This is a genomic window from Engelhardtia mirabilis, from assembly GCF_007748095.1.
Lineage (GTDB): Bacteria > Planctomycetota > UBA1135 > UBA1135.
Map to the genome: position 1 here is coordinate 5,297,447 of NZ_CP036287.1, position 24,920 is coordinate 5,322,366.

Sequence of the window (24,920 nt, forward strand, 5' to 3'; positions counted from 1 at the left end):
CGTCCGTGACTGCCGAACGAGCCGGGAGCCCTACTCGCCGGCCGTGGAGACCACCAGGCGCTGGTCGATGCCGTAGTGGATGGCGACGATCTCGTCGACGCCGTCGCCGTCCAGGTCGCCGAGGGTCAGGTCGGTGATCTGTCCACCGAACTGCGCGCGAACGGGGTCGCGCAGCGCCAGGGAGGTCGCGCCGCCGCTGCCGCTCGCCAGGGTCACGATGCCCTGGGAGCCGAGGGCCACCGCGTCGGCGTAGTCGCTCCTGCCGAGCTCGCCCAAGAGCAGCCGCTCGGTCGTCGGCGAGGTCAGGCTGAACTGGCTCTCGGCGGCGCTCGCAATCGACCCGTTCTGCGGTTCGTAGTAGCGGACGAACATCGCACCCTGACTGGCCAGCAGGACCTCGTTGGCCAGGCCGTCGAGGTCGAGGTCGCTGCGGGGTGCCGCCCCCACGGCGCGACCGCCGACGGAGACCGCGATCGAGTTGGCCTCGAAGAGACTGATCGCGCCGACCAACAGTCCGTCGGCACCGGGCAGGTCGGACGACGTCGCCAGGACTTCGTCTAGCCCGTCACCGTCGACGTCCGAGACCGCCATTCCCGCGGGTGACGTGAAGACCTCCAGGTTCGCGAACTGCGTGACGGGGAGCAGGAAGAGCTGGTTGCTCGAGATCAGGTCGTCGTCATCGTTGGAGAACAGGTTGACGTAGAGCCTGTAGCTCCCGGACACGTCACGGACCGAGACCACCGCGATGTCGAGGGACTCCGGAGAGCCGCCGAAGAACTGCCCCACCGCCAGGGCGTAGGGCCGGCCCACGATGGTCGCGCCGAAGACCGACATACGCTCGTAGACCCCGCTCACGTTGCGGTAGACGACCAGCTTCGAGCTGCTCGGCGACTGGTCGGGGGCGATCACGATCTCGTCCACGCCGTTGCCGTCCAGGTCGAACACGTCCCAAACCTGGCTGGCTTGGTCCACGAAGGCGAGGGTGCCGGCCCCGAAGGTCCGATCGCCGTTGCCGTGGTGGATCCAGACCTCTCCGCTGAGGGAGTTGCGAACCAGGGCATCGAGGGCCCCGTCGCCGTCCACGTCCGTCAGGCGCACGCTGTCCGCGGGCCCGGCGAGGGGGAAGTCCAGGGGCGTGGCGAAACCGCTCCCGGCGATCCACTGCACCACCGTCGCTTCGCCCGACGAGCCGGAGGCCGCGTAGAAGTCGAGGTCCCCGTCGGCGTCGCCGTCGAGCAACTCGAGCGCCACGGCCGGGCTGCCCAAGGGGATCGGCCGCGGCGGCGAGAAGGAGCTGGGGAAGTGGCTGTTGAAGTTGTGCTCGACGAAGTAGGCGTCGGTGAAGAGGTCGGCGCCGGAGACCGCGAGGATCAGGTCCAGGTCGCCGTCCCCCTCCACGTCCCCGGCGCGGATGGCACCCACCGGCCGAGGCGCCGAGAGGGTGTGGTCGAAGGTGAAGGCGCCGGTCCCGTCGCCCACCAGGATCGTGTACGAGTAGGGCCCGACCTGGGCGTCGCCCTTGGCCACGGCCAGGGACATGTCGCCGTTCTGGAGCAGGTCGATGGCGGTCAGGCCGGTCTCGATGCCGCCACCGCTGAGGGCCACGGAGTTCAACAGCCCCCCGACCCCCGAGGTGGTCCCCTTCATGATGCGGAGCTCGCCGAGGCCGTTGGCCAGGGCGTAGTCCACGATCCCGTCGCTGTCGAAGTCGGCGATCGCGAACCCGAAGCCGTCGTCGAGGAAGGCGTTGTTGCCGAAGGGCACCGCGACCGGGGGCAGGGTGTTGAAGACCGCCGCTCCCTCGTTGCGGTGCACGACCAGCTCGGGCGGGCTGAACGAGAAGGCGACCACGTCCAGGTCCCCGTCGTTGTCGAAGTCGACCACCTGCGCGTCGCGCAGCCCGGTCCCCGCGGGCAGGGAGGCCGCGTACAACCCCGGCAGGAACGCGTTCACGTTGTCGTAGACCAGGATCTCGGATCCGCCGACGTCGAAGGTGACCAGGTCCGGCTCACCGTCCGAGGTGAGGTCACCGACCCGGATGCGCTCGGCGTTGATGAAGCCCACCAGCTCCGATGGCCCGAAGCCACCGTCGCCAGTGCCCAGTCGCTTCGACGGCAGCTGGATCGCGGCCGCGTCCGTGGGAGTCGCAACGACGTCGATCGTGCCGTCGCCATCGATGTCGGTGAAGAACGCGTCCTCGATCGTCGAGGTCCCGCTGCCCAGTCCCATCCCGTACGCGACGGACCCCACCGCGGCGCGCGAGCGGGGCGCGGGGCCGAACCGCAGTTCGAGCGCGTCCGTGAGCCGGAAGAAGCCCGGCGCCAGAATGCTGAACGTGGCCGCCTGGGCCGTGACGGTGATGCCGCTCAGGCCTTGGGGCAGGACCGCAGTCGCGAGCAGGCCCTCGGCGTCGAGAGCGCCACCGACGGTGAAGCCCTCCACGAAGAGCGGCGCACCGGGGTAGAGGATCCCCTGCAGCGCCGGCGAGAAGACCGGCTGTTGGGCGATCGACCAGGCGACCAGACCCAGGTTCGACGGTCCGGCGTTGCGGACCGTCAGCGAGAAGGGCTCGCCGACGACGGTCGTGCCCTGCAACGAGAGACGTGGGAAGAAGGACTCGTCGGAGCCTGCGACGGCGGCGTCGAGGGCCACAGCGGAGGCGGACTGTTGCGCCGTTGCGACTGGGAGTTGCTGCGCAAGCAGGAGGGGCGCGAGGCCACAGGCGAGAAGACTGCGTTCGAGCATGGAGATCGGAATGAGTGGGGATTGCGGAGATTGGTGGGGCCAATCGTCGCCGAGCAAGATCCGTTCCAACCCCGCTCCACGAGCCCTGGAGGTCCTCGGTCGATCTCCACGGTCCAATCCGGAAACGGCTCTTGCCGCCAGCGTTCGCTGTCGGGACGCCACCGCTCGGGAGCCTCCGGGAGCCATAGCGCGTCCCAGCCGGCGCGAGGGGGGCTAGGCCGTCCGTCTCGACCGGCGCAACTGGATCGTGAACAGGACCGCCACGAGCCACAGCACCAGGCCGAGGATCACCTGCCCCACGAGGTCCAGCCCGTCGCGGTGTACCAGGCGCGCGCCGACCACTCCGCCGAGGGCCGCCCCTGGAGCCAGCCAGGCGACGCAGGCCCACGACACGCGTCCGTCGCGCGCGTGCAGCCAGAGGGAGCGCGCGGCGGTCACGACGATCACGGCCAGGGAGCAGGCCCGTGCCTCGGCGAAGCCCGCGCCGGGCAGGAGCAGGTAGACGGTCGGCACCATCACCAGGCCGCCCCCGATGCCGAGCACCGGCGAGGCCGTGCCGCCGAGCAGACCGGCGATCAGGGCGATCGCGTAGCCGATCGGAGCGATGGCTCCACTGCCCTCGGCGACCGAGGCTCCGTTGGAGCAAGCGTCCACCACCACGCGCGTCCCGGCCAGGGCCAGCACGACGACGAAGACCTGGCGCAGGCGGCGCTCGTCCAAGCGGCGTGCGACGTGGATGCCGATCTGCGCGCCGAGCAGCGCACCCGCGGCCATCGCCGCAGCGACGCCCCACAGGATCCGCCCATCGGGGTTGGCCATCTCGGTGGCCGTGGAGAGGAGCGCGTTGACCAGCACCACGCCCAGGGCCGTCGCCACCGCGCGCCGCAGGGCGAAGCCGTACACGATGGCGAGCAGCGGCCCGGTGAACAGCCCGCCGCCGATGCCCGCCATCGAGCCGAGCACGGCGATCGCCGCCGCCGCCGGAGTCAGCCAGAGCTTGGAGGGTCCGCCCGCAGGATCGTGCAGCGCGGCGTCGCGCTCGCCCTCGCTCAAGCGCCGCCCTCGGCCAGGCGCGCCACGATCTCGGTCGTCGCGTGGTCCTTGGGGTCGCCGCAGATGGCAATGGCGATGCCGAGCTCCGCGTCCACGTGGCGTTCGGGGACGGTCTCCGCGGTGTAGTCGGTGCCCTTGGCGTGGACGTCCGGCCGCAGGGCGCGCAGGGTGGCTTCGAGGGTATCGTCCTCGAAGGGCAGCACCAGGTCGACGCAGACCAGGGACGCGAGCAACTCGGCGCGCTCGGTCCAGGGCGTCAACGGCCGGCCGGCGCCCTTCAACCGGCGCACGGATTCGTCGGAGTTGAGCGCGACCACCAGGCGCTCGCCCTGGGCGCGCGCGGCGCAGAGGTAGCGCAGGTGCCCGACGTGCAACAGCTCGAAGCAGCCGTTGGCGAGCACGACGCGCTCCCCCGCGGCGCGCCAGTGCGCCACGCGCGCGCGGGCCGCTTGCAGGTCGACGACGCGCTCGCGCGCGCCGGGCACGGCAGCCGGATCGAGTTCGGCGCTCATTCGCGGATCAACTCCGGCCGGGCGTCGATCGCCTGTGGGGCGCCGACCAGGGCGGCTGACAGGGCCCGCGCGTCGCAGACCGCGGTGCCGCGCTCCATCACCACCAGGCCCGCGGCCGCGTTGGCCAGGGCCATGGCCCAGGGCGCGTCGCGGCCGGCGGCCAGCGCCAGGGCGAAGGTCGCGGCGGCGGTGTCCCCCGCGCCGCTGACGTCGACCACGTCGTCGCTGCCGGCCGCCGCCACGGTCCAGGCCTCGCCAGCCTTACCGAACAGGGCCATGCCGCGATTGCCCAGGGTCGCCAAGAGCCAGCGCGCCCCCGAGCGAGCGAGCACGTCGCGCCCCGCGCGGGCCAGGCGTCCGGGATCGGCCAGGGCCTCCGGGGTACAGCCGTGGAAGCCGGCCAGCTCGTCGAGGTTGGGAGTCAGCGCGGTGGGCCCGGCGACCAGGTCCGGGCGCCGGCGCGGATCGACCACCACCGGCACACCGCGCGCGGCCAGGCGCCCGGCCAGGTCGAGGGTCGCCGGGCCCAGTCCGCCGTAGCCGTAGTCCGAGACGATCAGGGCGTCGAGACCGGCGCTGGCGCGCTCGAGGATCCCCGCCAGCCGCGTCAGGGCCTCGGGCGGAGGAGCGGCGTCGGGCTCGCGGTCGATCCGCAGGACCTGCTGGGGCATGCGGTGGGCCTCGCCGGCGAGCACGCGCGTCTTGGTCGGGGTCGTGTGTCCGGCGGCGGCCACGACGCCCTGGATGTCGACGCCGATGGCGCCGAGTTGCTCTTGCAGCGCGCGGCCGTAGAGGTCGTCGCCAACCACGCCGAACAGGGCGCAGCGGGCGCCGAGGGCCACGACGTTGCGCGCCACGTTGGCCGCGCCGCCGGGGCGCAGCTCTTCGCAACGGTGGCGCAGGACCATCACCGGCGCCTCCCGCGAAAGCCGCGCCGGCGCGGCCTCGATGTAGTGGTCGACGATCCCGTCGCCGAGCACGCCCACGCGCAGACCGCGCAGATCGGGGAGGTCTTGGCTCATCGGTCGCAGATTCTAGGACGGTGCGGGTGCCCCGTGAGGCGTTCGTACGTTGCCAGGCACAAAACCGCCGCCCAACGCCGTGCGGCCCCGGCGCCTTTGGCGCCGGGGCCGCACGGCGTTAGGCGGCGGTTTTGTGCCTGGCACCGTACGAACGGGCACCGTACGAACGCCTCACGGGCGCGTCGTCAGCAGACCTCGTTGGCGGCGGCGGCCAGGGCCAGCTCCCGCAGGCGCTCGGGGACGGGCTTGGCGGCGGCGGTGAGCCACTCGATGCCGTGCTCCTCCGCCAGGAAGAAGTCGGAGCGCACGCCCATGAACGCGTTGTAGCGGATGGCGTAGTGCAGCTCCTGGGCGGCGGTAGCGGCCTTGGAGTGCTCGGAGTCGACCTCGCGCACGCTGGGTTTGAAGGCCTCCCACTGACGCGCGTCCAGCGCGAGGACCCGCTCGACCAGGGGCGCGTAGCGCGCGGCGGCGGGATTGCCCGCCATGCGGCTGTTCACGAACCAGGGCATGCAGGTCGCGAGCTTGTCGATGAACAGGTTCTCGTCCGCGCCGAAGTCCAGGGCCGAGGAGCTGGTGAAGTCGGTCAGGCTCGCCACCTTGTCGGCGTCGATGTAGCCGCCCTCCAAGCTCAGGCGATAGCTCTCGGTACCCGGGAAGGGGAAGAACAGCGAGGTGCGAAAGCGCCCGATGCCCGACGCCGCGAGCAGCTCGACCGTGGCCCAGCGCTCCTCGCGCGTCTCCCCCGGCAGGCCGGTCATCACGAAGCCGCTCGTGTGCAGGCCGAAGCCCTCGGCGCTCTTGATCGTCTCCAGGATGTCCGCGTCGGACATGTTGCGCTTGAGCACTTCCTTGCGCACGCGCACCGCGCCGGCCTCGATGCCGAGCTTGAGGATGCGGCAACCGGCCTTGGCCAGAGCCTGCGCCACGCGCGGATCGAGCTGCTTGACGTGGCTGTTGACCACGAAGGGGACGTCGAAGCCCGCCGCCACGTAGGCCTCGCAGAAGGCGATGGCGTGGTCGGGGTTCTGGGTGAACAGGTCGTCGTCGAGGATGAAGGTGCCCACGTCCGGGTACTGCTCGAGCACCCAGCGGATCTCCTCCACCATCAGCCCCGGCGGGCGGAAGCGGAAGAAGTTCAGCCGCGGCACCGGTCGCCCGAGCTCGGCCCGGTAGCGATCGATGATCTTGTGGTTCAGGCAGTAGGTACAGCGGTAGGGACAACCGCGCGACGTCATCAGCCCGAACCAACCGTGCTTCTGAGCCGTGATGCGAGCCGTGTCGAACAGCCCGTAGTCGGGCATCGGCAGGGTCTCGAGGTCGGGGAACTCGCCCACCGGGTTGTGGACCCAGGCCTCGGGCTCGGGCGCCCCGCCGGTCGGGCGCACGCCGCCCTTCCAGGAAAGGAAGTTGCGCACGTCGTCGGGGGACTCCCCCGCCTCCACGCGCCGCGCCAGCTCGACCAGGCTGTCCTCGCACTCCCCCACGCCCACGTGGTCCCAGACTCCGTCGGCCATGACCTCGGCCGGCACCATCGAAGGGTGGATGCCGCCGACGACCAGGGGCGGGAGCAGGACGCTCTGCGCCGCCGCGCGCTCGCGCAACAGGCGCGCCAGGCGCAGGCCCTCCGCGTACTGCTGGGTCAGGCAGGAGAAGCCGATCAGGCCCGGCTGCCAGTCGCAGACCAGATCCCAGAGCTCGTCGTCCGACGGCACCGGCGGCAGGTTCTCGTTCAGGTTCACCAGCCGCGTCTCGTGCCCGGCCGCCTTCAAGCTGGCCGAAAGGGACGCCAGGCCGTGGTTGAACCCCATCTGGGTGTAGAGGTTCGGGTAGACGAAGAGGACGCGCATTGGGTGATCCGACGCTGCGGCCGGGGCAGCAGTCTACGCCCCTCGGCGGCGCGGGTCAGGGCCCAGGCTCCGCAGCAGCGAAGTTCAGCCCCCGCGCCTGCTCTCGCAGTTCGGTCGGACGACGCGGCACTCGACCGAGCTCGGGGCCCTCGCCCCCGGCCTTCGCGAGTCCGGCGCCGGTCGTCCCGGGCGTGAAGCGTCCCCTCGCGGGCTCCCGCGAGAGCCGACCCTCAGGCCGCTCGATCCGGCCCGTGGCGGTCAAGTGTAGAAGTGGCGCTGGCCCTTCATGTGGTGCGCCGCCTCGATCTCTTCGTCGGACTCGTACTGGAGGTCGTCCGAGTCGTCGTCGGAGAGGTAGGGGAAGAGGGCTTGATCCGCGGCGGGCAGTTGGCCGAACTGGAGCCGGCCCTCCCTTACGGCGCGCAGACGCCCCACCTGTTGGCGTCCCTCCTTTGCCGACGAGACGAACTTGAAGTAGGTGGGGATCGCCTCGAGATCGATCTTGCCTGCCTCGACCATGCGCAGGTCCGCGCGGAAGATCCAAGGCGCGCCCTTCTTCCGCCACTGCTCGGCCAGGCCCACGATGGCCTCCATCATGATCGCCGTACTGCGCTGGTCGAGGGTGGCAAGGCCATGGGCCGTGCCCTCCAGCAGTCGCCTCGCTACGGACCGGTCGTCTTCGGCGCCCTTGACCGCTTTGAACAGACCGCTGTACGGAGGCGGTTTGCTGCCCAGCCCGTGAACCAGCGGCGCGCCTCGGTTGTGTCGCGCGCGAAGATTGTGAGCGGGATCGCCGATCTGCATGTCCGTCCGCTGATCTTCGCTCCAGTTGCGATACTCGTTCCTGACCGAATCGCCGTATTTGTAGGGTCGGTCGTGGCCGTAGAAGTAGTTGGCGCCGTAGAGCACGGCGCCCAATCCCGCGCCGATTCCCGCGCCGACCGTGGCGCCAACCGCCGTCGCCCCCCCCACGAGCGCGCCCCCCGCTACCAGTCCAACGAACTTCACGGCCGACCACGGGAAGCGTTGAATGGGAGTTCCCGAGTAGTCGGTAGACGGTCTCTCGCTCGCGGCCCAGTCCGCCGCGATCGCCCTGCAGTGCGACAGAGCCTCTCGCTTCGACTGGCTCGCGCCGGGACCGGGCACCGAGCACTCGAGCTCGCGCCCGGATGGGAGTGACGAGCTGGGCTGACTCGCGAGTCGCGCCCCGAGCGCATCGGCTTCCCGCTCGAGGCCCGGGTCGTCGTTGATCGGCACGCCGTTGACCCGGCCGTTCGGGCGGACTCGCCCTCGAGCCTGCTGGACGAAGTGAGCCGCTTCGTGACCGATGAGCGCCCTGCCCCCCGGTGTGTGCGGGCGGTACATGCCCGGTGCGAAGTGCAGGTTCGCGCCGCGCGTAAAGGCCAGCGCCCCCATCGCGGGGGCCGCGGGGGAGTTCGGATAGACGCGGATCTGAGACAGGTCGTGCCCCAAGGTCTGCTCCATGCGCTGCAGAAGCGGGCCCGGCAGACCGGTTCGATTCGCCCGTTGCCGGGGATCGTCCATCCCGCGCAGGCCGCGTCGCACGGCCTCTCCCGCGGCGCCCTCGGACCGGGGCCCGGCGCCGTCCGGCGCGCTCCCCTGTCGATCCGCCCGCGCGCCATTCGATCGGCGCTGCGCCGGCGCCGCGAGTGGAGTCTCGACCAGGCCCCACCCCGGACGAGTTGGTGGGGATTCGACGGGCGATCCGATCGTGGACCGCCCCACCCTGGCCGCGGCATGGCGCGGTACGGCGACCACCGCGCGCGTCCTGGCCGTGTCCTCTCGACGACTCACTCGTTCCATCGGTGGATTGCGGTTGCTCAAGGATCGCCGTTCAAGTCGTTGATGCGATGGGTGAGAGGAGTCCCCGACCGCGCCCGGGGGCGCGCTCCTGGTGCACAGTTCGCCGGCTCATCGCCGCTCCGGGATCGCCATCTGTTCGCGCACCGCGTCCAGGGAACGTTGGGTCCGCTCCAGGGCCTCCGACAGCTTGTGGAGCCTCTGCAGCGTCAGCAGCACGCCGAGTAGGGCGAGGACGATCAACGGCAGGACAAGGATGTTGTTCAAGAGCGACTGGGCCATGGTGTCGTACCAGGCCTCCGTCGTTCCGGTCGTTGACACCCAGCGGCGTTCACTGGTCGCGTCACCCGGGAACCACTGACCGAGGCGGTAGACCTCGGCCCACAGGTTCTGCTTCTGGTAGTCGAGGGGCTCCTGGTCCGGGTCGGGCGCCAGTTGCTGCGCGAGCACCGCCAGAGGGTCCCCGGCGAGGTCCGGCGGCGGGGCGCTGGCGCTGGTAGCACCTCCGCCGGCACCCGCATTGGCGCTCACGGCCGGAGGCGCGCCAGCGGTGCTGGGTTCCGTGCTCCCCTGCGCCACTGCCGGGGCACCTGCAGGTGCTGGGGCTTTCGCAGCCGCCGGTGCAGACGTCTCCGCGGGAGCACTCGCAGCCGCGGGGGCAGACGTCTCCGCCGGGGCCGCATCCGCCTTGCCGAGGCCGAGGAGAGAGCATCCCGACAGGACGGTGCCGATCAAGAGCAGAGCGGCCAAGACCCTCCCATACCCTCGCGACCGATCCCGTGCGTCCGTCGAAATGGAGTGGGTCGGCATCGTCTCGCTCGGCATCGTCTCGCTCGACATCATCAGCCCCCGATCATCACGGTCGGCAAACCCGCGACGACGGTTCCGCCGTGGGCGCAGGTATCGCCCATGCGCGCGGCCGGTCGGCCGCTGATCAGGACGCTGGTCGAGCCCATGGCGATCGTGTCCGGCGGACCGGTGCACACGAGCAGATCCCCCACGACCGAGGCGGGCATGCCGCCGATCAGGACGGTGGGGACGCCGGGACCCGTGATCGGACCGCCCACATGGGGGATCGGGGGCAATCCCGGGGTGACCATCGGGCACACGTGCATGTCTGTCACTCGAGCGGCGGGGGGCACGGTCGGCTCCTCCAGTTGCAGGCCAAGGGGCACTTCGGTCCGCCCCCACCGTAGGGACTGCCGCTCGCAGGACCACATGCACTCCCCCCGCACCCTGCTAGCACCTGCTTGCAGCTCACGGGTGGCGACCCCCGACAATCGAGACGTCGAGCAGCCCGACCCACGACAAGCTCACGAGACCGAGGGGGAGCGAACTGCGCTCCAGCAGTTGGTCCAATTCGCGGCGTCCGAGCTGCGTCCGCCGCGCGGAGCCACTCCGCGGTCCGATGCGCCCACTGCGCAGGATGAAGTACTGCTCGATCGCCCCCGGCCCGTGGCTCGCCATGCCCGGGATGACGTTGGCCAGACTCGCCAGGAGCGCGCGCGCCACCCGCTCGACGGCCAACGCCTGGGCCGGTAGCGGCGCCTCGATCGTTCTGGCAAGGGGCCGGCCAGCCTCGGCTTCCAACGGGATCCCGGCCAGGAGCAGGGTCATCGGATCGGCATGCCAACCCTCGGGCCGCTCCAGGTTGCAGACCGAAGCGAGCAGCCACTGGCGATGCAGTTGCCGCAGGGATTCCCGATCGGGCGTCTCCAACTGTTCGAAGAGGTCCGCGCAGGCCCCGGGCAGGAAAGCGACCAACAACGCCAGTCCCGCCGCGCGGCTCGGAGTCCAACCGTCCGGATCAGCCATCGACCCTGGCTCCGCGGACCAACGCTCGACCGTCAGCGCTCGAGACCCGCTGCCATCGAGTTCGCGATCGCTCACGCGCGCGGCACCCGACCACAGGGGCTCGAGCACCGTCACCTGGTCGTGCTCCGCGGTGCCGCTGGGCGCCGGCGCGGTCGAGATCGCCGTCCGCAGTCGACCCAGCTCGGCGGGGGTCGGCGGACGCCCCTCGCCGATCCAGGAGGCCTGGTCCCGATCGAACCAGTCGGGCAGGCTCGCGCCCGATTCGATTCGCTGGCGCAGTGCCTGGGCCAATCGCGCCGCCGCGCGCGCGCGCTGGGCCGGGTCGCCGAGCGCACCGGGAGCGGGAAGGGCCAACTCGAACAGCAGCGCCAGTTCGAGGTCGTTCGATCGCGCGCTCGAGCCACCACCGACCCGCGCTGCGGGCAGGTGTCGAGTCCCACGGATCGCCCGCTCGAGCTCATCGCCGGTTCGAGCTCCGCCCGGCGGGAACGGCAGCCGCAGGGTCGCCCACAACTCGGTGGGCTCCGGCGCACGCCGCTCTCGAACCCAAGCTGTCTCGGCGGCGCCGCGATCGATCCACTCGGGCCACGGTGCGCCGAGTTGATCGAGGCGGGCGATAGCGGCGGCGACCCTGCGACCCAGGCTCGCGCGCGTCTGCGCCGCCGTCACCGACTCAGGGCGGGGCGCGAGTTCCTCCCGCACCAGCGGCGGGCACGCCCCGCTCGCTCCGTCGCTCGATCCCTCGATCCGCCAGACGATTGCCCCGCCGCCCGAGCTCCCGTTGGTCAAAGCCCCATCGACGAAGGCCACCAGAGCGTCGATCAGGCCTTCGACGGTGTTGGATTCGACCTCCTCGGACTCCGCTCGGCTCTCGAACGTGGTCGCGGCCCAGTCGCCGGATCCGACGCGGATCAAGCCAGCGAGGTCCGCCGCACTCGGCGCGCGGCCGGCTCGGATCCAGCCTGCGCGCTCGGCGTCGGGGCTGAGCCAATGCGGCCGAGCTCGACTCCCGGTGCGGATGGTCGAGAGCGCTTGCGCGACGTGGGGACCGCTCACCTTCGCGAGCGGGGCCGAGCCGGCTTCGGCGTTCGCACATGCCTCGACGAGTGCAGCGGCCAGGGCTGCGATCAGAGTGCGGTCGGGACTCGGATCGGCCGGGCCCCCTGCAACCGTTGCGCCGTCGTCGACCGTCCCCGCGCCGGCGGCGGTCGCGGGCGCGGCTCCATCCGATTCGCGGCTCGCGGCCAGTCGCTGCGACGGCACCTTCGCCCCGCCAAGATGGGGTTGCGTCCCACGTGCGATTGGAGCCGCAGCCGCTCCCATGACCGCGGCTCCCGACAACCCGCCCCCCCCGCCGCCCGGCAAGCGCAGGACGGCGAGGATTTCCGCGAGCTGCGGCGCGGTCCTGCCTCGCACCCACGTCGCTCGGGCCGCGGCGGGATCCAGGATCGGCGGCCAGGGTGTGTTCGATGAAGCTAGCTCGGCAATCCAACCCGCCAAGCGCCGCCCGATGGCCTGCGTGGCGCGATCGACGCCGTGCGCCAGCGGCGACGAGCACCCGTCGAGGTAGGCCGCGATCAACAGCACGATCGCTCCGGCCCGACCACTGCGTGTCTCGATCAGCGCGGAGATGTTCGTGCGGACAGCGCCGGGTTCTCTTCCCGGCCAGCGCTGCATGAGAGCCTCGGTCAGCACGCTCGTTCCATGGCGCCGCGGGGCTCCCGTCGGCTCGTGGACGGCATCCGATTCCCTCAGGGCCTCGAGTTCCCCCAGGGCTGCGCCAACCGACGGCTCGCTCAGTCCGGCAGGGACCGCCGCCAGCAGTTCGAGCAGGGCCGTGACTCGCGCCGCACCGCGCCGATCGCTCCCAGGTCGCTGCTCGGAGGCGCGCCGCTCGCCGAGGAACCAGGGAGGACCGGCGAACGCCCCGAGCACGCCGCGGATCCAAGTCGGCGCCGCCTCACCCGCGGCCCGCTGCTCGCCCGTGACGACGATTCGCGAGCACGTGGCGCGCAGCCAGTCCTCGAGCGGATCCTCGGCGAGCCTCTTCGGAGCGGCTGCCGCCCGCGTCGGCCGTGGCCGCTGGCCGGCCGCGAACCAGGGCTCGGCGCCGAGGGCCGCCCAGAGTGCTCGGTTCCAGGAGGCTCGCGAATCGGCTCCCAGCGGGGCTCGCTCGAATCGCGCATCGGCATCGTTCGATTCCGACTTCGCCACCAATGCGGTTGCCACCCGCGCAACGGCCGCCGCATCGGATCGACGGACCTCGCCCGCGACGATCCTTGCCTCGGCCGGATGGGCCGTCGACGAGGGCTCCGCCGGCAGCGGAATCGCCGACGAGTGGAACGTCGGCCCCTGCGGCGCCGGCGTGAGGTCAGCCGGCGTCCCACCCGGCGCTGGGACGGCCGTCGGCGATGAAGCTGCGTGCGGGACATCCGTCGGCCTTGCGACCGCCGGCGAGGGCCCAGTCGCCGGCGGGGCCGCTTCGAACTCCAGCTCGCTCATGGCTCGCTCACCGTCGCGCTCGAGCGAGGCCTGGGCCGCGATCAAGATCTTCTGGGCCCACAGCCACCCCGCGGCCTCGTCGTCGAGTCCGGCCAGGTCGAAGTCCAGCTCGACCCGCAGGCGACCGATCACCGCCCCTCGCAGCTGCGACGCCTGCCCGGCGAGCAGGGAATCGAGTTTCGCGCCCAATCCGCTGCGCGCGATGCGCTCCAGTCGGGTTCGCAGCTCGAAGGCCTCGGGCCCCGCGCCCTCGACCTTCAAGTGCAGCCGCTCGACCCGGCCCTTGGCGCCCGTCGGCATGGTCGGGCCTCAGCCTTGGAAGAGCCAACGCAGGAAGGGCACGTGCTGCGGCTCGGGTTGCAGGCCGGATGCCCGCGACCGCGCTCGCGCTGTCACCGCGCGTGCGAACCCCAGGACCACGGTCGAGTCGTGCTCCGTGACGATGGTCAGCGGTTCGTCGAAGGAGGCCAGCAGGATGAACTCCAGACCCTCGCAGGCCTCGTCGTCGGCGATCGACACGGGCCGACTGGCGACCTTGACGCGCGCACCGCCGGGGCCCACTTGCTTGGCGAGAGCACCGAAGACCTGGGCCACCGTGAAGCCGACCAACTCGCACAGGGCCACGAGCCCTTGGCGCTTGGGGTCTACCCGTTCGACCTCGCTGCAGTCGCAGAAGGTGAACGGATCGTTGAGCGGCTCGATCAGGCTCGGGGCCGGCCGCGCCGCGTCCAGCCCACTGCCCGGCATCGGCGCGGTCGAGTCGGCGCCCCGCGGCCCCGGCTCGGCGGCTCGGGGCGCCTCGCGCGAGCAGCGCAGCGGATCCAGGGGCCACAGGGACGCGATGCGCTGGGGCCGGTCCAGACGCAGCTCGCGCATCCACGCCCGCGTGCCGGCGTCGCACTGCAGCGGCGACAGGGTCCAGGCCATCGGCCGCTCCCGCTCGCTCTGCGCCGGATCGCGATCGCGGGGCAGGAAGGGTCGCAGCCGCTGTAGCCCGCGCAGGAGCGCATGTACGCGGTCTGCGGCGACTTCGCGCACGAAGCGCGGTGAGTAGCCCAGGAGTTCCAGACGCGACAGACCGAGCGCGAAGCCGGCGCGCCAGCGCCCGTCCCAGCGCCACGCCCGCAGCTCGTCGCGGTACAGCCACCCCAGGGGCACCCCGACCTCGACCGACTCGCAGTTGCTTGCGTTCCTCGGCCATTGAAAATCCGAATCGAAGCCGCGCAGCTCGATGTACTGCTGGGCCCGCGCCCGCTGCCAGAGGCTGTAGACGATGTCGTTGAGGGCGGCCATGGTCAGCACGTCTCGGGCGGAGGGTCGCCCGTAGCTCAGCTCGTCGGACAGGTCCAGGGCGCTCAAACGCCTGCGGGTGTCGTTGCGGAAGGGCTCCGACTGCTCGCGACTCATCTCCGCGTGGATCCGGGCCTTGAGCTCGTCGAATTGCTTGCGGAGGCGGCTCCCGTCACCGGCGCGCAGGTCCGCGAGGGATTCCAGCGGCAGGCAGCGGCTGGCGTCCGGCGTTCGGCTGACCACGCGACCGCGCACCATCTGGACCTCGAACGAGTCCTCCCGCCGCGTCGCTCCGCTGATCGGGTCCGTGACGTCGTAGGAGCGGTAGAACAAGACAGGGGTCAGGTTCTCGGTCGGCGAGCCGGGGTCGGCGACGTGCGGGTGCTTCGCGTCCGCCTCGCGCGGATCGAGCAGTCCGGAACAGACCGGCACTCGCTGGGGCTTGTCGACTCGAATCAGACGTCCCAGGGGATCGATGGCAGCCCCCGCTCCCAGCTCCCACTCGCGTGTCTGGGGGATCAGTCGGCCGGTGAGGCCGAAGAGGATGCCCTGCCCGTGGAACTGGCGCGCCTGGAAGCGGGCCAGGTCCTGGCTCGCATCGGCCATCTGATTCAGCGCGGCCGCTGTGACGACCTGCCCCGGTTCGAAACGCGGAAGCCAGGGCCGCTGTTCCCTTGTCGTGCTCATGACCCCTGTCCTCCCTCGCTCGGCAGACGTCCGGCGTCGAGCTGGTCGTCGCCTCCGGTGTGGAGCGCTTCATCCGCGGTCACTCGCGTTCGCACGAGGGCCAGGACCTCCGTGCGACTGGCCCCACTCGGCAGCACGGTCTCGATCAACTCGGGCCAGAAGCTCGCCGACACGCGATGCAGGTCGATCCACAGGTGCGCCGGGGCGTTGCGCTCGATCCACTCGCGCGCGTCCCTCGAGCCGTCATGGGTGCGAAAGGTCGACACCGGGGGGAGCAGTAGCGTCGCGCGCCAGGCGATTCCGTCGTCCGTCAGGAAGTCAACTCGGTCGTCGCACAGGATGCGCGGCTCCGCCTCCTCGTCGTCGTCGCCCGCAGGCTGGCAGCCGGGATCCGGAGCTCCCTTGGACGGCTCGACCGCGTCCGGGCGGTGGGCGCAGTACTCCAGCAGCACGGGACACTCGTCCGGCGAGCGCGGGTCCAGCCTGAAGGCCGTGCAGAACAGCTCGAGGAACCCGCGCGCCGTGCCCCGCGTTCGCATCAGGCGAGGCAGGGCACGCAGCGCCCGGGACTTGGCCTCGAGCAGCGCGCGGCACTCGCTCGGATCCTCCGTGAGGCGCCAAACAGATTCCGGTTCGAAGCTGAAGTCGAACCAGGCGGCGACCTCGTCCAGGACCTCGCTCTGCCGCTCGATCCGCTCGGCCTCGGTGCCGCCCCAGGTGCCCGGTGGCGTGACCTGAGTTGCCGCCGGCGAGAGCCAAGCGGGGAGCTCGTCGAGGGCCAGGACGAATTGCCGGCAGACCACGTTCAAGGGCCGGAAGTAGGTGCGGATCTGCTCGAAGGAGTAGGCATCGCGACGGTAGACCGCCGGCAGCGCCTCCTCGAGCGGCGTGTAGAGAGGTCCGGTTTCAAGCATCGAAGTCCTCCAACGAGGGTCGGATCACGTCCAGCCCGCTCAGGTCAGCGCGCTCCAGGTCGGGCACTTCGAAGGGCAGCAGTCGATGGCCGCTGCTCGGTGCCTGCCCGCGATCGACTTGCACGCGCAGGAAAGCCACGCGCTCGACGCGGTCGATGTCGAGCAGCAGCTCCTCGATCTGGCGCAGATCCACGGCAGCGCCGGGGGACCAACCGGTGGCGTAGCTGCCCGGCGCGGCGTGGTCGCGCGGCTGGCCGCTCGCGAGGTAGCCGAGCAGGCACTCCTGGGCCTTGCGGCGCAGCACTTCGGTCGGTGCGCCCGCGCGCGCTTCGAGGGTGCCGGAGATCCGCACCACCACCGGGCGCACCAGGCCGAAGTGCAACTCGAGGCCGAGGGGACGAAGCGTCTGGCGACCACCCTGCTCGAGCGCAGCGAAGTCGCGGTGGCCCCAATAGCCACGCGGCGTGCCCTGCTCGAAGGCCTCCCGCGCTGCCGTGAGGAGTTCGTCGTCGCTCCATCCTGGGCAGGACTCGACCAGGAGACTGAGCGCTCCGGGGCGCAGCGAGTCGTCGCCGCCAGCGGCGCGCCCGTCCCAGCGCTGGCCTGCGATCGCGCCCGGGACCGCCCACAGGCGACCCGGTCGCGCGGGGAGGCGACCGCCGTCCATCGGAATCGCGTAGGGCGCGGCACCCGCCGCTGCCAGGCGCGTGAAGTGCTGGTGCAATGTGGTCAGGTGGTCGTCGCCGGTGAACGGGTCCGCCGAGGAGACCTGGGAAGGATGCGGCGGCCAGACGCGGGCTTGGCCCTGTTCGTCCTCGAACCAGCCCGGATCGACGTCCAGATCGAGGCGCGCGAGCAGCGTCGCCAGCTCGGAGTCGCCGGGAACGAGCCCATGGACGGCGGTCGCCTCGACGTCCCAGCCCTGGTCCGTGGCCTGGCGTACTCGACGCGAGCGACGCTGCTCCGTCGCGAGCCGCACCGCGGCTTCCAAGCGCTCGCGGACGGGTCCAACGCCGGCCGCGCCGAGGCCCCGCTCGAGGGCGCCGCGCAGGATCGCGAAGCTGTCGTGCAGCAGCCAGCGCCTGGTGCGGCGCTCGATCACCTCGAGCAACGCGTCCCGATCGGATCCCGGGGAGATCCGCCCGAACTCCGCCGCCGCCAGTCGATGGCCGAGGAAGTGGATGGCCTCCGGGCCTGTGACGTCGGCCATGGACTCGACCGGCTCGCCCGGCAGGGGCCTGGGCGCGGTCGGATCCGAGCGCTTGGGTCGCAGGATGGAGCCCAACAGACCGGTCAAGCGCTGGCCGGCATCCGCGGCGGCTGGCGGCGCGTCCCAGGGCTCTCGCGGCTCGGGCAGAACGGCCTCGGTCAGGTCGGCGAATCGATCCAGCAGGGTCTGGGCCAACACCAGCCGAGTGCCGACGTCGGCCTCCATCGGCACGCTGGCGGTCCACTCGAGGTCCTGGGGCACGGCGCCGTCGACGAATCCATCGACGCGGTAGAAGAGGTCCGCAACGCCCCACAGGCCGGCCTCCAACAGAGTGATGCCGGGGTCGTGGAAGTTGTGGTCGGTCCAGGTCGTCGCCGTGCGCTGGATGAACCCGAGGGCCGACTCGCGCAGCTCTTCGAAGGTGACTTCCTCGACGGCGGCGAGGCGATGGTCGATCAGCGGCGCGGTGCGCCAGGCATTCAGCTCGTTCACGAGTCGACCTCCACGTCGTGGTTCTTGGCGGTGGTCAGGATGCGATCGGCCGGGGCGCGGGCGACGGAGCGGCCCACGAAGGGCTCGCCAAAGGCCAGGCTGGTGACGCGTTCGACTCCCGCTACCCGGCGCACCGCCGCCTCCAGCTCACTCAGGCCCACCGGACGAGCGAACTCGCGTGCCCCGCCGCGCGGCCGACCGGCCGGCGAGAGCCGCGCGGCCAAGGCCTGGTCGACCCGCTCGCGCATCACCGCGGGTTGGCGTCCGGCCTCGATCGTGATCCGCACCCGGACGCGAACCTCCACGAACTCGGGATCGCGGACCTCGATTCGAACCCCCGGCGCCGAGCGGTCGGCGAGGAAGCGACTCACGTCTTCGACCAGGGATCCCGAAGCCAGGGGCAGGGGGCCCGGCAGGTCGGGCACCACCAGCAGGCGCGGCCCGCGTGGGAAGGGCTGACCGACGGCGCCCGGCGCGGGTCGCAGGCAGCGCACGTGCCGCAGCATCGGGAACCGATCCAGGACCATCCACTCGATGTCGCGCGCCGAACCCGCGCGGTTGCGATGCCGCGTGACGCGCCCGGCTCGCCTCACGTTGGCCATCGAAGACTCCGGACCACAGCCGTCGCGACTGGGCTCCAGCAGCTCCGCACCCGTGAGGCCCGGAAGCCCGTGCTCGGGGATCAGGCGCGAGCCCATGGGCAACTCCTGCTCCGGCGATTGATCGTCCGGCCCCTCGGGCAGGTACTCCAACTCGGCCGCGTCGCAGGTCATGCGCGCCAGCCACAACCCGTCGCTGGGCCGTCGCACGCGAACGCGCAGCCAGGTCCGCGGCTCGCGATCCCCCATGGTGAAGGGTTCGACGCGGGTGGGCGGCAGCCAGTCCTGTGGCGAGCGCCAGCGCACGATGCCCGCCTGGGTCAGGCCTCGCGTCTCGTCCTGCACTTCGAGGTCGCTCCAGCCGTTGCCGTTCCAGTATTCGAAGGACACCTCGCCGTTGGTCCGCACGCTCTGGGCGCTCACCGTCGCAACGTCCAGGAACATGCTGACCGAGGTCCCCGAGCGGGCGCCGCGAAAGCCCAGGTACAGCTCCCCGCCCCAGTCCCGGCGGCCGAAGTCGAAGGGACGAAAGCGCCGCACTCCGTCGACGCCGACCTCGAAGCTGGAGCGCATCTCCGCCTTCGTCATCGGGCAGGTGTCGGCCACCGAGACCCACAGGGAGACCAGCCCTTCGCGGATCGACTCGGAGCGAAAGACGACCGACGCCCTGGCCACCAGTGGACTGGGCGGGCGCGGGGGCGGCACGGGCTCGTCGTCGCCCCCCAGACCCAGCAGATTCAAGAGGCTGCGCCACAGGGAAGGTCGAGAGCGCTCGACCATCTCGCGCACGAAGCGCTCCTGGTCGCGCAGGTAGGTGGCCCAACCGAAATCGCCGCGATGCAGGCGGACTTGCAGCCAGTGACCCCGACGCGCGCCCACCGTCGCCTCCTCGGAGAAGGGCATGCCGCTCTCGCGCAGGTGGATGCGTAGCTGGCCGCCGAAGGAGTCCAGGTCTCCACCCTCGCGCGGTGCTGTGGGCAGGGGCCGGATCCAGGCCATCCGGGCCGGAGCCTGCCACTGGCCTTGTCGCCGTCGCCGCCAGGTCACCTGCGGTTGTGCCGGGACGTCGAGCTCGTCGACGAGGGGCACGATCGGGTGCCGGCGCAGGTCCCCGCTCGCGGTGCGGAAGCAGAGCGAGAGCTCGGCCAAGGGCAGACCGAAGATGGCACCGCAGGCCAAATGGAGCGTGTTCCCGCTCGAGGCCGGATCGCCGAAGGGTGCGAAGGGCGCGCTCAGGTCCAGGGGCTGACCGTTCAGGAGCCCATCCGTCAGCTCCAAGCTGCCGGGGTCCGCCTGGGGGTCGCGATCGACGAAGGAGCGCGGCCCCTCGAAGACCAGCGAAATCTCGGCGAAGGCCATGAACGCGCAGGCTCCTAGGTCCTGGCCTGCACCAACGTCCCCGGACGTCGGCTTGCGCAGCCGCAGGGCCGCAACCAGCCCCCGATCGATGCGTTCGGCCTCGGCACTCGGCAGCCCTCCGGACTCGAACTCGGCCGGCTCGAGGTCCAGGTCGAGGTCCAAGATCACCTCGACGTCGGTGCCGTGCTCGCGAAACTCCGACGCGACCAGGGGCACGTAGCCGGCCTTGGTGGTCCCCTGCCACTCGAGGGCGCTGAGGCCCTCCATGAACTGTTCGACCGATGGACCGACCCGTTCGAATGTCACGCGCAGACGAGTTCCGCTTCGAGCGGCCTCGAGCAGCGGGCTGACGATGAACAGCGAGCGCGCCACGCCGTACAGCGCGGCGTCCTCGGCCCGGCCGAAGGGGAAGCAGGGCTCCCGCAGCTCACCCTTCTCGAGCGACCGTTGCAGCACCAGATCGCGACCGTCCGCCAGGCGTTGGTAGCTCGTCACCGCACCGAGCTCGATGCCGGTGACCGTGGTCCCCTGCCGCAGCCGATAGCGTCGCAGGGGTGTGCGGTCTTCCTCGTTGGCGACGAACACCGTGCCGTCCTTCACGCGCACGGGTGGCTGGGCCGCGACCTTGGCCAGGCGCGCGTAGGCGCGATCGGGTTGCGGCGGGCGGCGGGCAATCCCCAGCCGGTCGACGAAGTAGCGCTCGCGGAGTTGCTCGGGGAGGGTGTTGAAGCGCCCGACGGCCTGGGCCAGGCGACCGCCGATGGCTTCGAGCACGGCCGCCGACGGCTCACTCGAGTCGGCCAAGAGATCCGCCACCCAGTTGCCCTCGCCCGGAGGCGTGGGCAGGTCCGAGGCGACCTGTCGGAGCTGCGCGACGATCTCCAGCTCCCCGCGCCTGTCCGCCCGGAAGGCCGCGCCCATCACTGCCCGCCCGGCTGGTCGACGTAGAAGGGGAAGATGAAGCTCTGCCGCATGCGGTGGGTGTCGACGAAGAAGCTGATCTTCACGTCGAGTCGCCCGATCTCGCCCTGGTGCGAGCCGACGTCGACCTCGACCCCGCGGATGCGACGCTCCCAGACAATCAGCGCCTGCCGCACAGCGCGCCCGAGGTCGGCCATCGATTGAGGAGTGATCGGCGCGAAGACGTAGCGCTGTACCTCGGATCCGAACTCTGGGTTCATCACCCGCTCACCCATCGCCGTCTCGAGGATCAGCCGAATCGACTGCTGGATGTCCTCGAGCTTCTCGGCCATGTTCACGCGCACCCGCCCACCGCCTCCGTCACGGTCCGTGCGCCACGTGACCGGAAAGGCCCAGCCGCGGCCGAGGTAGGCGTCCTCGAAAGAGCGCCCTGCGGGTTCTTGTGTGGGATCGAGCTCCATGGGCGCACGCGCTCAGTTCAACTGGATCATGGGTGCCTTGGCCGTGACCATGGCGTCGCCACTGAGCGACACCTGGGCCCCCTTGACCTCGGCCTTGGCGCTGCCCTCGAGACTCGCGGTCGCGTTGCCCTTGAGCGACACGTTCGAGTCGGCGCTGGCCGAAACCTCGTTGGCCGTGATTTCGACGCTGCCGCCCGAGGCCGACAGCTTGATCGACTTGCCCGACGCCGCCGTCAGGGCGATGCCCCCCGAGTCCATGGTCAGTTGGTTGCCCGTCTTGTCCTCCAGACGGATCTGCTCCGAGCCCGAGGTGTCGTCCAGGTGCAGCACCTGCCCCGCCGCCGTCTGCACCAGCACGCCGGGTCCGTCGTCACCGTCATCGAAGGTGATCGCGTGGCCCGAGCGGCTGACGATCGTGCGGCGGTCGTTCTTCTCGGCGTCGTACTGCTCGGGAGGTGCGTCCACTCCGTTCCACAGGCTGCCCACCACTACCGGGTGGCGCGGGTCACCGTCGAGGAACTGCACCAGCACCTCGTCGTCCGGCTCGGGCACGAAGACGAAGCCGCGCCCGCCGCCACTCGAGGGCGTCGCCAGCCGTGCCCAGACCGGGGGCTCCTCGGCGTCCATCCACGGAAAGCGGATCTGGACCCGGCACTGCGAGCGCTCGTTGTCCTCGAAGGACTCCACCGTGGCGATCACGATCGAATCGATGGGCGGCATGACCCTTGCGCTGCCGGCGCGCGCCTCGGGGGTCGGCGTGGGCGGAGTGCCCAGGCCAACTTGCGTCTCGAAGCCCTGCACCGTGAATCGGTGACTCACGCGGGTGATGTAGTGGGGTCCGTCGAAGCTGCTGCCGAGCCCCTTGATCTCCAGGATCGAGTCGATGCGGAGCTGGGCGTCGCCCGCGCAGGAGGCGCTGCCGTGGTAGCTGTCGGTCGCACCCCGATCGACCAGCGCCTGGGTCCAGGCCTCGAGCTCGGCCTGATCCATGGCGACGCACTCCGCCACGCGGCGCTTGCGGGCGCCGTCGAGTTTTTCGGTGGCCAGCAGCTTGGTGCGCGAGGGCCGCGAGCCGGCCGGGCCCCGGGCAGCGCTCGCGGCCGTCGTGACCGACAGGGGCTGCTTGGACTCGGGGTCCCAGGCGGTCCCCTCGCAGTCTCCAAAAGCGCTCGAGATGTCCTGGGCAAGCTCGAACTCGACCAGGTTGTCGCCCCAGAGCAGCGTCGCCGCGGGACTCCCCGTCGCTGCCGGCTTGAAGTTCAGCGTGCTGCCGCGCACGTAGGCCTGCACACCCAGCGCCGCCGCCCGCGCCAAAACGAAGGTCCAGTCGCTGACGCGATGCTGCACGAGGAAGGGATTCACGAAGGCAGACGAACCGTCGGCCTTCAGCCCGACCTCGCTGCAGATGCTGTCCACCGCCGTCTGATCCGATTGATCGGCCCAGACCCGATAGCGAGCGCTGCCCAGCAGGCCGATCCCGCGACAACGGCAGCGCAGCTCGAGTCGAGGCAGGTCGCCGCGGCGCACCTGGACCACCGCGGCGACCACGATGCCGTCGAAGACCTCGTCCAGCTTGCTGTCGTAGCCGAGCCGAATCTTGATCGCGCGGCCCGCCTCGAGCTTGGCCGTGGGTGCGTCGCCGGCCGGATCGGCCTCGGGATCCCAGTTACGCAGCACCACCGATGCGCGCGCCAGCCGGCCGACCTCTTCGCACACCTCGATGCGGATCACGTCCTCGGCGGTGGCCTGGTCGATTTCGGCGCCATCGATCGCGATGGCGAACTCCGCAATGCTCTCGGACGTATCCGCGCTCACACCAGCTCCAAAAGCGGAAGGCTCAGGACCCTACCGGGCTCCAGGGAGCGAGGATTTGCCAGTCCATTGGCAAAGGCCAACTGACGCCAGTAGGCCACGTGGCCGTAGCTCTCGAAAGCGATTCGATCGAGCCGATCACCGGCTTGAACGACCCACACACGGTCGACGTCGGGCGAGCTCTTCTTCTCCTCCGCGATGCGAGCCTTGCGGCTCACCACCTGCTCGAACTCGGCGCTGATCTTGGCGCGCAGGGGCACGCCCTGCTTGTCAAACAGAACGAAGTTGGCGCTGGCTGACTTGAGCACGCCCTGGAAGGTGAAGCCCCCCCACATGACCTTGCAGTGCGGTGGGATGTGCTGCCGACCCCGGAAGCGCAAGAGGCCCAGGAAGCGCTCGACACGCTCCAAGACCGTCTTCGGCATGCCCTCCGGAGCGTCGTTGACGCCGGTCCCGTCGAACATGAAGGCGATCTTCAACTGGTCGTTGTTGCCGTGGTCGTATTTGGTCTTCGGTCGACTGGTGTGCGGGGTGGGCGTCGCGACGTAGTCGTTCGAACGCGTCCAGGTGTAGTCGGTGGGGTTGAAGTCCGCGACGAACGTCGTGTCCTTGAGCGGTGAGCCCGAGAAGCCGCTGTCCGGATAGCCCTCGATGGTGAGTTTGACCATGGCTTACTCGCGCCAGTGCTGCGCCAGCCGCTCCAGGACCGCCTCGGCGACCCGCTCCACGAGTTCTTCGAGTTCCTCCGGCCGCAGGGAGCCCAGCCCTGACGGAACGGGCCCCTGAGCCTGGTGCTCCGGGTGCTGCGAAAGTGCGACTTCACTGACGATCTCGTTGATGAACATGCTGTGCTCCCACCGGGTCGGCCCGGCCTTCAACCCCGGCCGCTCGCGCCGCCACCCACCACGATGCCCCGGTGGGCGAACTCGACCGTCTCGAAGGCCACCTGGCCGCGGGCCGCGTCGAGCTTGGGCCCCTCCCACTTGAGCGGGTAGGCCCTGCTGGCCGTCCAGGACCGCAGCACGTCGGGCCGAGCACCGCGGCTCTTCAACTGCACGATGATGTCCGCCGGCTTCACCGTGGACGTCTCGACGAACTCCCGAATCCAGTCCCACAGGGCGGAGGCATCGTCCAACCCACGCTTGAGGATCAACGGCGCGGAGGTCGCGTGGGTCGGGAGCTTGTGCACGAAGTGGTTGCTGCCGCCCTCCTTGTACTCCTCGCTTCCGATCTCCACGTTCAGTCCACTGCACTCGCTGAAGGACCCGAGTTCGTGCCCCTTGGCGCTGACTTCAAAGCACATCCCCAAGAAGGGGAAGTCCTTGCCTTCACCATCGGCTCTGGTCATGGGGGGTCTACCTCTGGCTCCTGCCCTGGCCCGTCGAGGCGGGCAGAGTCCCGGGCTAGCCGTTCTTGATCGTGACGCCCTCGTGGCACAGCTCGATCGACTCGATCGCGATCTCGTTGCCCTTGCCATTCAAGCTGGGCCCTTCGACCTTGACCGGCCAGGCGCGCAGCAGCGCCCAGGAGACCGTCTCGTCGCCGCTCTCATTGAGCAACGTGATCGTGACCGCACGCTGTTCGTGGGTGCCGAGCTGGTTCTTCTCCCACCAACTGAAGAAGTCGTTGTCCTTGGCCAGGATCCCGCGCTTGAGCGTGACGTTGCTGTACTTCATCAGCCCGGGGATCTTGCGGGTGGTGAGGGAGCCGTCCGCCCCACCTCGGTACTCGATCATGTCCGTCTCGACGTTGAGGCCCGCGACCTCCGAGAAGTTGGCGATCGACCCTCCCCAGTCCACGGAGAAGCGGATGCTGGCGAGGGGGTAGGCGAGTGTTGCGTCTGCCATTTGGTTCG

Annotated in this window: 19 protein-coding genes and 1 pseudogene; all 20 read right to left on the minus strand. The window is 70.7% G+C overall.

The annotated features are described in order from the left end of the window. Positions 1-30: 30 nt before the first annotated feature. Positions 31-2,745, minus strand: a complete 2,715-nt coding sequence (locus Pla133_RS19540; protein ID WP_419191745.1) for an FG-GAP repeat domain-containing protein — start codon at positions 2,743-2,745, stop codon at positions 31-33. Positions 2,746-2,958: 213 nt separating this feature from the next. After that, the gene (locus Pla133_RS19545) at positions 2,959-3,798 is read right to left on the minus strand and encodes a sulfite exporter TauE/SafE family protein (protein WP_145068347.1); all 840 of its coding nucleotides are present in this window, start codon (positions 3,796-3,798) and stop codon (positions 2,959-2,961) included. Beyond that, a complete protein-coding gene (locus Pla133_RS19550) occupies positions 3,795-4,310 on the minus strand; it encodes an adenylyltransferase/cytidyltransferase family protein (protein WP_145068349.1) in 516 nt (171 codons plus the stop codon). The genes Pla133_RS19545 and Pla133_RS19550 overlap by 4 nt, the downstream gene beginning before the upstream one ends. Then, a complete protein-coding gene (locus Pla133_RS19555; RefSeq protein WP_145068351.1) occupies positions 4,307-5,332 on the minus strand; it encodes a bifunctional heptose 7-phosphate kinase/heptose 1-phosphate adenyltransferase in 1,026 nt (341 codons plus the stop codon). The genes Pla133_RS19550 and Pla133_RS19555 overlap by 4 nt, the downstream gene beginning before the upstream one ends. Before the next feature lie 185 nt (positions 5,333-5,517). Beyond that, a complete protein-coding gene (locus Pla133_RS19560; RefSeq protein WP_145068353.1) occupies positions 5,518-7,182 on the minus strand; it encodes a B12-binding domain-containing radical SAM protein in 1,665 nt (554 codons plus the stop codon). 258 nt (positions 7,183-7,440) lie between these two features. Then, positions 7,441-8,091: a hypothetical protein gene (locus Pla133_RS26575; RefSeq protein ID WP_419192483.1), complete on the minus strand. Its 651-nt coding sequence runs from the start codon at positions 8,089-8,091 to the stop codon at positions 7,441-7,443. Between the two features lie 390 nt (positions 8,092-8,481). Further along, a pseudogene (locus Pla133_RS26580) lies at positions 8,482-9,006 on the minus strand (eCIS core domain-containing protein); the annotation flags it as partial. Between the two features lie 108 nt (positions 9,007-9,114). Beyond that, complete coding sequence (locus Pla133_RS26585; RefSeq protein WP_419191746.1) at positions 9,115-9,534, minus strand: hypothetical protein; 420 nt, start codon at positions 9,532-9,534, stop codon at positions 9,115-9,117. Between the two features lie 311 nt (positions 9,535-9,845). Further along, positions 9,846-10,118: a PAAR domain-containing protein gene (locus tag Pla133_RS19575; protein WP_419192457.1), complete on the minus strand. Its 273-nt coding sequence runs from the start codon at positions 10,116-10,118 to the stop codon at positions 9,846-9,848. Between the two features lie 142 nt (positions 10,119-10,260). Continuing rightward, positions 10,261-13,620 carry a hypothetical protein gene (locus Pla133_RS19580; protein ID WP_145068359.1) on the minus strand — a complete coding sequence of 1,120 codons (3,360 nt, stop codon included), beginning with the start codon at positions 13,618-13,620 and terminating at the stop codon, positions 10,261-10,263. A 9-nt stretch (positions 13,621-13,629) separates the two neighbouring features. Then, positions 13,630-15,297, minus strand: coding sequence for a hypothetical protein (locus Pla133_RS19585; RefSeq protein ID WP_145068361.1), 1,668 nt, complete (start codon positions 15,295-15,297; stop codon positions 13,630-13,632). Beyond that, positions 15,294-16,211 carry a hypothetical protein gene (locus Pla133_RS19590; protein ID WP_145068363.1) on the minus strand — a complete coding sequence of 306 codons (918 nt, stop codon included), beginning with the start codon at positions 16,209-16,211 and terminating at the stop codon, positions 15,294-15,296. Before Pla133_RS19590 ends, Pla133_RS19585 begins: the two co-directional genes overlap by 4 nt. Next, positions 16,204-17,913, minus strand: a complete 1,710-nt coding sequence (locus Pla133_RS19595) for a hypothetical protein (protein ID WP_145068365.1) — start codon at positions 17,911-17,913, stop codon at positions 16,204-16,206. The genes Pla133_RS19590 and Pla133_RS19595 overlap by 8 nt, the downstream gene beginning before the upstream one ends. Continuing rightward, positions 17,910-20,792: a baseplate J/gp47 family protein gene (locus tag Pla133_RS19600; protein WP_145068367.1), complete on the minus strand. Its 2,883-nt coding sequence runs from the start codon at positions 20,790-20,792 to the stop codon at positions 17,910-17,912. The genes Pla133_RS19595 and Pla133_RS19600 overlap by 4 nt, the downstream gene beginning before the upstream one ends. Next, a complete protein-coding gene (locus tag Pla133_RS19605; RefSeq protein ID WP_145068369.1) occupies positions 20,792-21,253 on the minus strand; it encodes a GPW/gp25 family protein in 462 nt (153 codons plus the stop codon). Before Pla133_RS19605 ends, Pla133_RS19600 begins: the two co-directional genes overlap by 1 nt. A 12-nt stretch (positions 21,254-21,265) precedes the next feature. Continuing rightward, positions 21,266-23,068 carry a phage baseplate assembly protein V gene (locus Pla133_RS19610; protein WP_145068371.1) on the minus strand — a complete coding sequence of 601 codons (1,803 nt, stop codon included), beginning with the start codon at positions 23,066-23,068 and terminating at the stop codon, positions 21,266-21,268. Continuing rightward, on the minus strand, positions 23,065-23,733 hold the full coding sequence (locus Pla133_RS19615) for a CIS tube protein (protein ID WP_145068373.1): 669 nt from the start codon (positions 23,731-23,733) through the stop codon (positions 23,065-23,067). The genes Pla133_RS19610 and Pla133_RS19615 overlap by 4 nt, the downstream gene beginning before the upstream one ends. Before the next feature lie 3 nt (positions 23,734-23,736). Continuing rightward, complete coding sequence (locus tag Pla133_RS26590) at positions 23,737-23,910, minus strand: hypothetical protein (RefSeq protein ID WP_419191747.1); 174 nt, start codon at positions 23,908-23,910, stop codon at positions 23,737-23,739. A gap of 29 nt (positions 23,911-23,939) precedes the next feature. After that, the gene (locus Pla133_RS19620; protein WP_419191748.1) at positions 23,940-24,413 is read right to left on the minus strand and encodes a phage tail protein; all 474 of its coding nucleotides are present in this window, start codon (positions 24,411-24,413) and stop codon (positions 23,940-23,942) included. A gap of 55 nt (positions 24,414-24,468) precedes the next feature. Then, positions 24,469-24,912, minus strand: coding sequence for a phage tail protein (locus Pla133_RS19625; RefSeq protein ID WP_145068377.1), 444 nt, complete (start codon positions 24,910-24,912; stop codon positions 24,469-24,471). Positions 24,913-24,920 lie beyond the last annotated feature (8 nt).

Coding starts and splice junctions, on each gene's coding strand:
- Pla133_RS19580 (WP_145068359.1), bottom strand. CDS start 13,620: ATGCCGACGGGCGCCAAGGGCCGGGTCGAGCGGCTGCACTTGAAGGTC.
- Pla133_RS19585 (WP_145068361.1), bottom strand. CDS start 15,297: ATGAGCACGACAAGGGAACAGCGGCCCTGGCTTCCGCGTTTCGAACCG.
- Pla133_RS19615 (WP_145068373.1), bottom strand. CDS start 23,733: ATGGTCAAACTCACCATCGAGGGCTATCCGGACAGCGGCTTCTCGGGC.
- Pla133_RS19625 (WP_145068377.1), bottom strand. CDS start 24,912: ATGGCAGACGCAACACTCGCCTACCCCCTCGCCAGCATCCGCTTCTCC.
- Pla133_RS19600 (WP_145068367.1), bottom strand. CDS start 20,792: ATGGGCGCGGCCTTCCGGGCGGACAGGCGCGGGGAGCTGGAGATCGTC.
- Pla133_RS19560 (WP_145068353.1), bottom strand. CDS start 7,182: ATGCGCGTCCTCTTCGTCTACCCGAACCTCTACACCCAGATGGGGTTC.
- Pla133_RS19590 (WP_145068363.1), bottom strand. CDS start 16,211: ATGCTTGAAACCGGACCTCTCTACACGCCGCTCGAGGAGGCGCTGCCG.
- Pla133_RS19540 (WP_419191745.1), bottom strand. CDS start 2,745: ATGCTCGAACGCAGTCTTCTCGCCTGTGGCCTCGCGCCCCTCCTGCTT.
- Pla133_RS19620 (WP_419191748.1), bottom strand. CDS start 24,413: ATGACCAGAGCCGATGGTGAAGGCAAGGACTTCCCCTTCTTGGGGATG.
- Pla133_RS19555 (WP_145068351.1), bottom strand. CDS start 5,332: ATGAGCCAAGACCTCCCCGATCTGCGCGGTCTGCGCGTGGGCGTGCTC.
- Pla133_RS19605 (WP_145068369.1), bottom strand. CDS start 21,253: ATGGAGCTCGATCCCACACAAGAACCCGCAGGGCGCTCTTTCGAGGAC.
- Pla133_RS26590 (WP_419191747.1), bottom strand. CDS start 23,910: ATGTTCATCAACGAGATCGTCAGTGAAGTCGCACTTTCGCAGCACCCG.
- Pla133_RS19550 (WP_145068349.1), bottom strand. CDS start 4,310: ATGAGCGCCGAACTCGATCCGGCTGCCGTGCCCGGCGCGCGCGAGCGC.
- Pla133_RS19575 (WP_419192457.1), bottom strand. CDS start 10,118: ATGCACGTGTGCCCGATGGTCACCCCGGGATTGCCCCCGATCCCCCAT.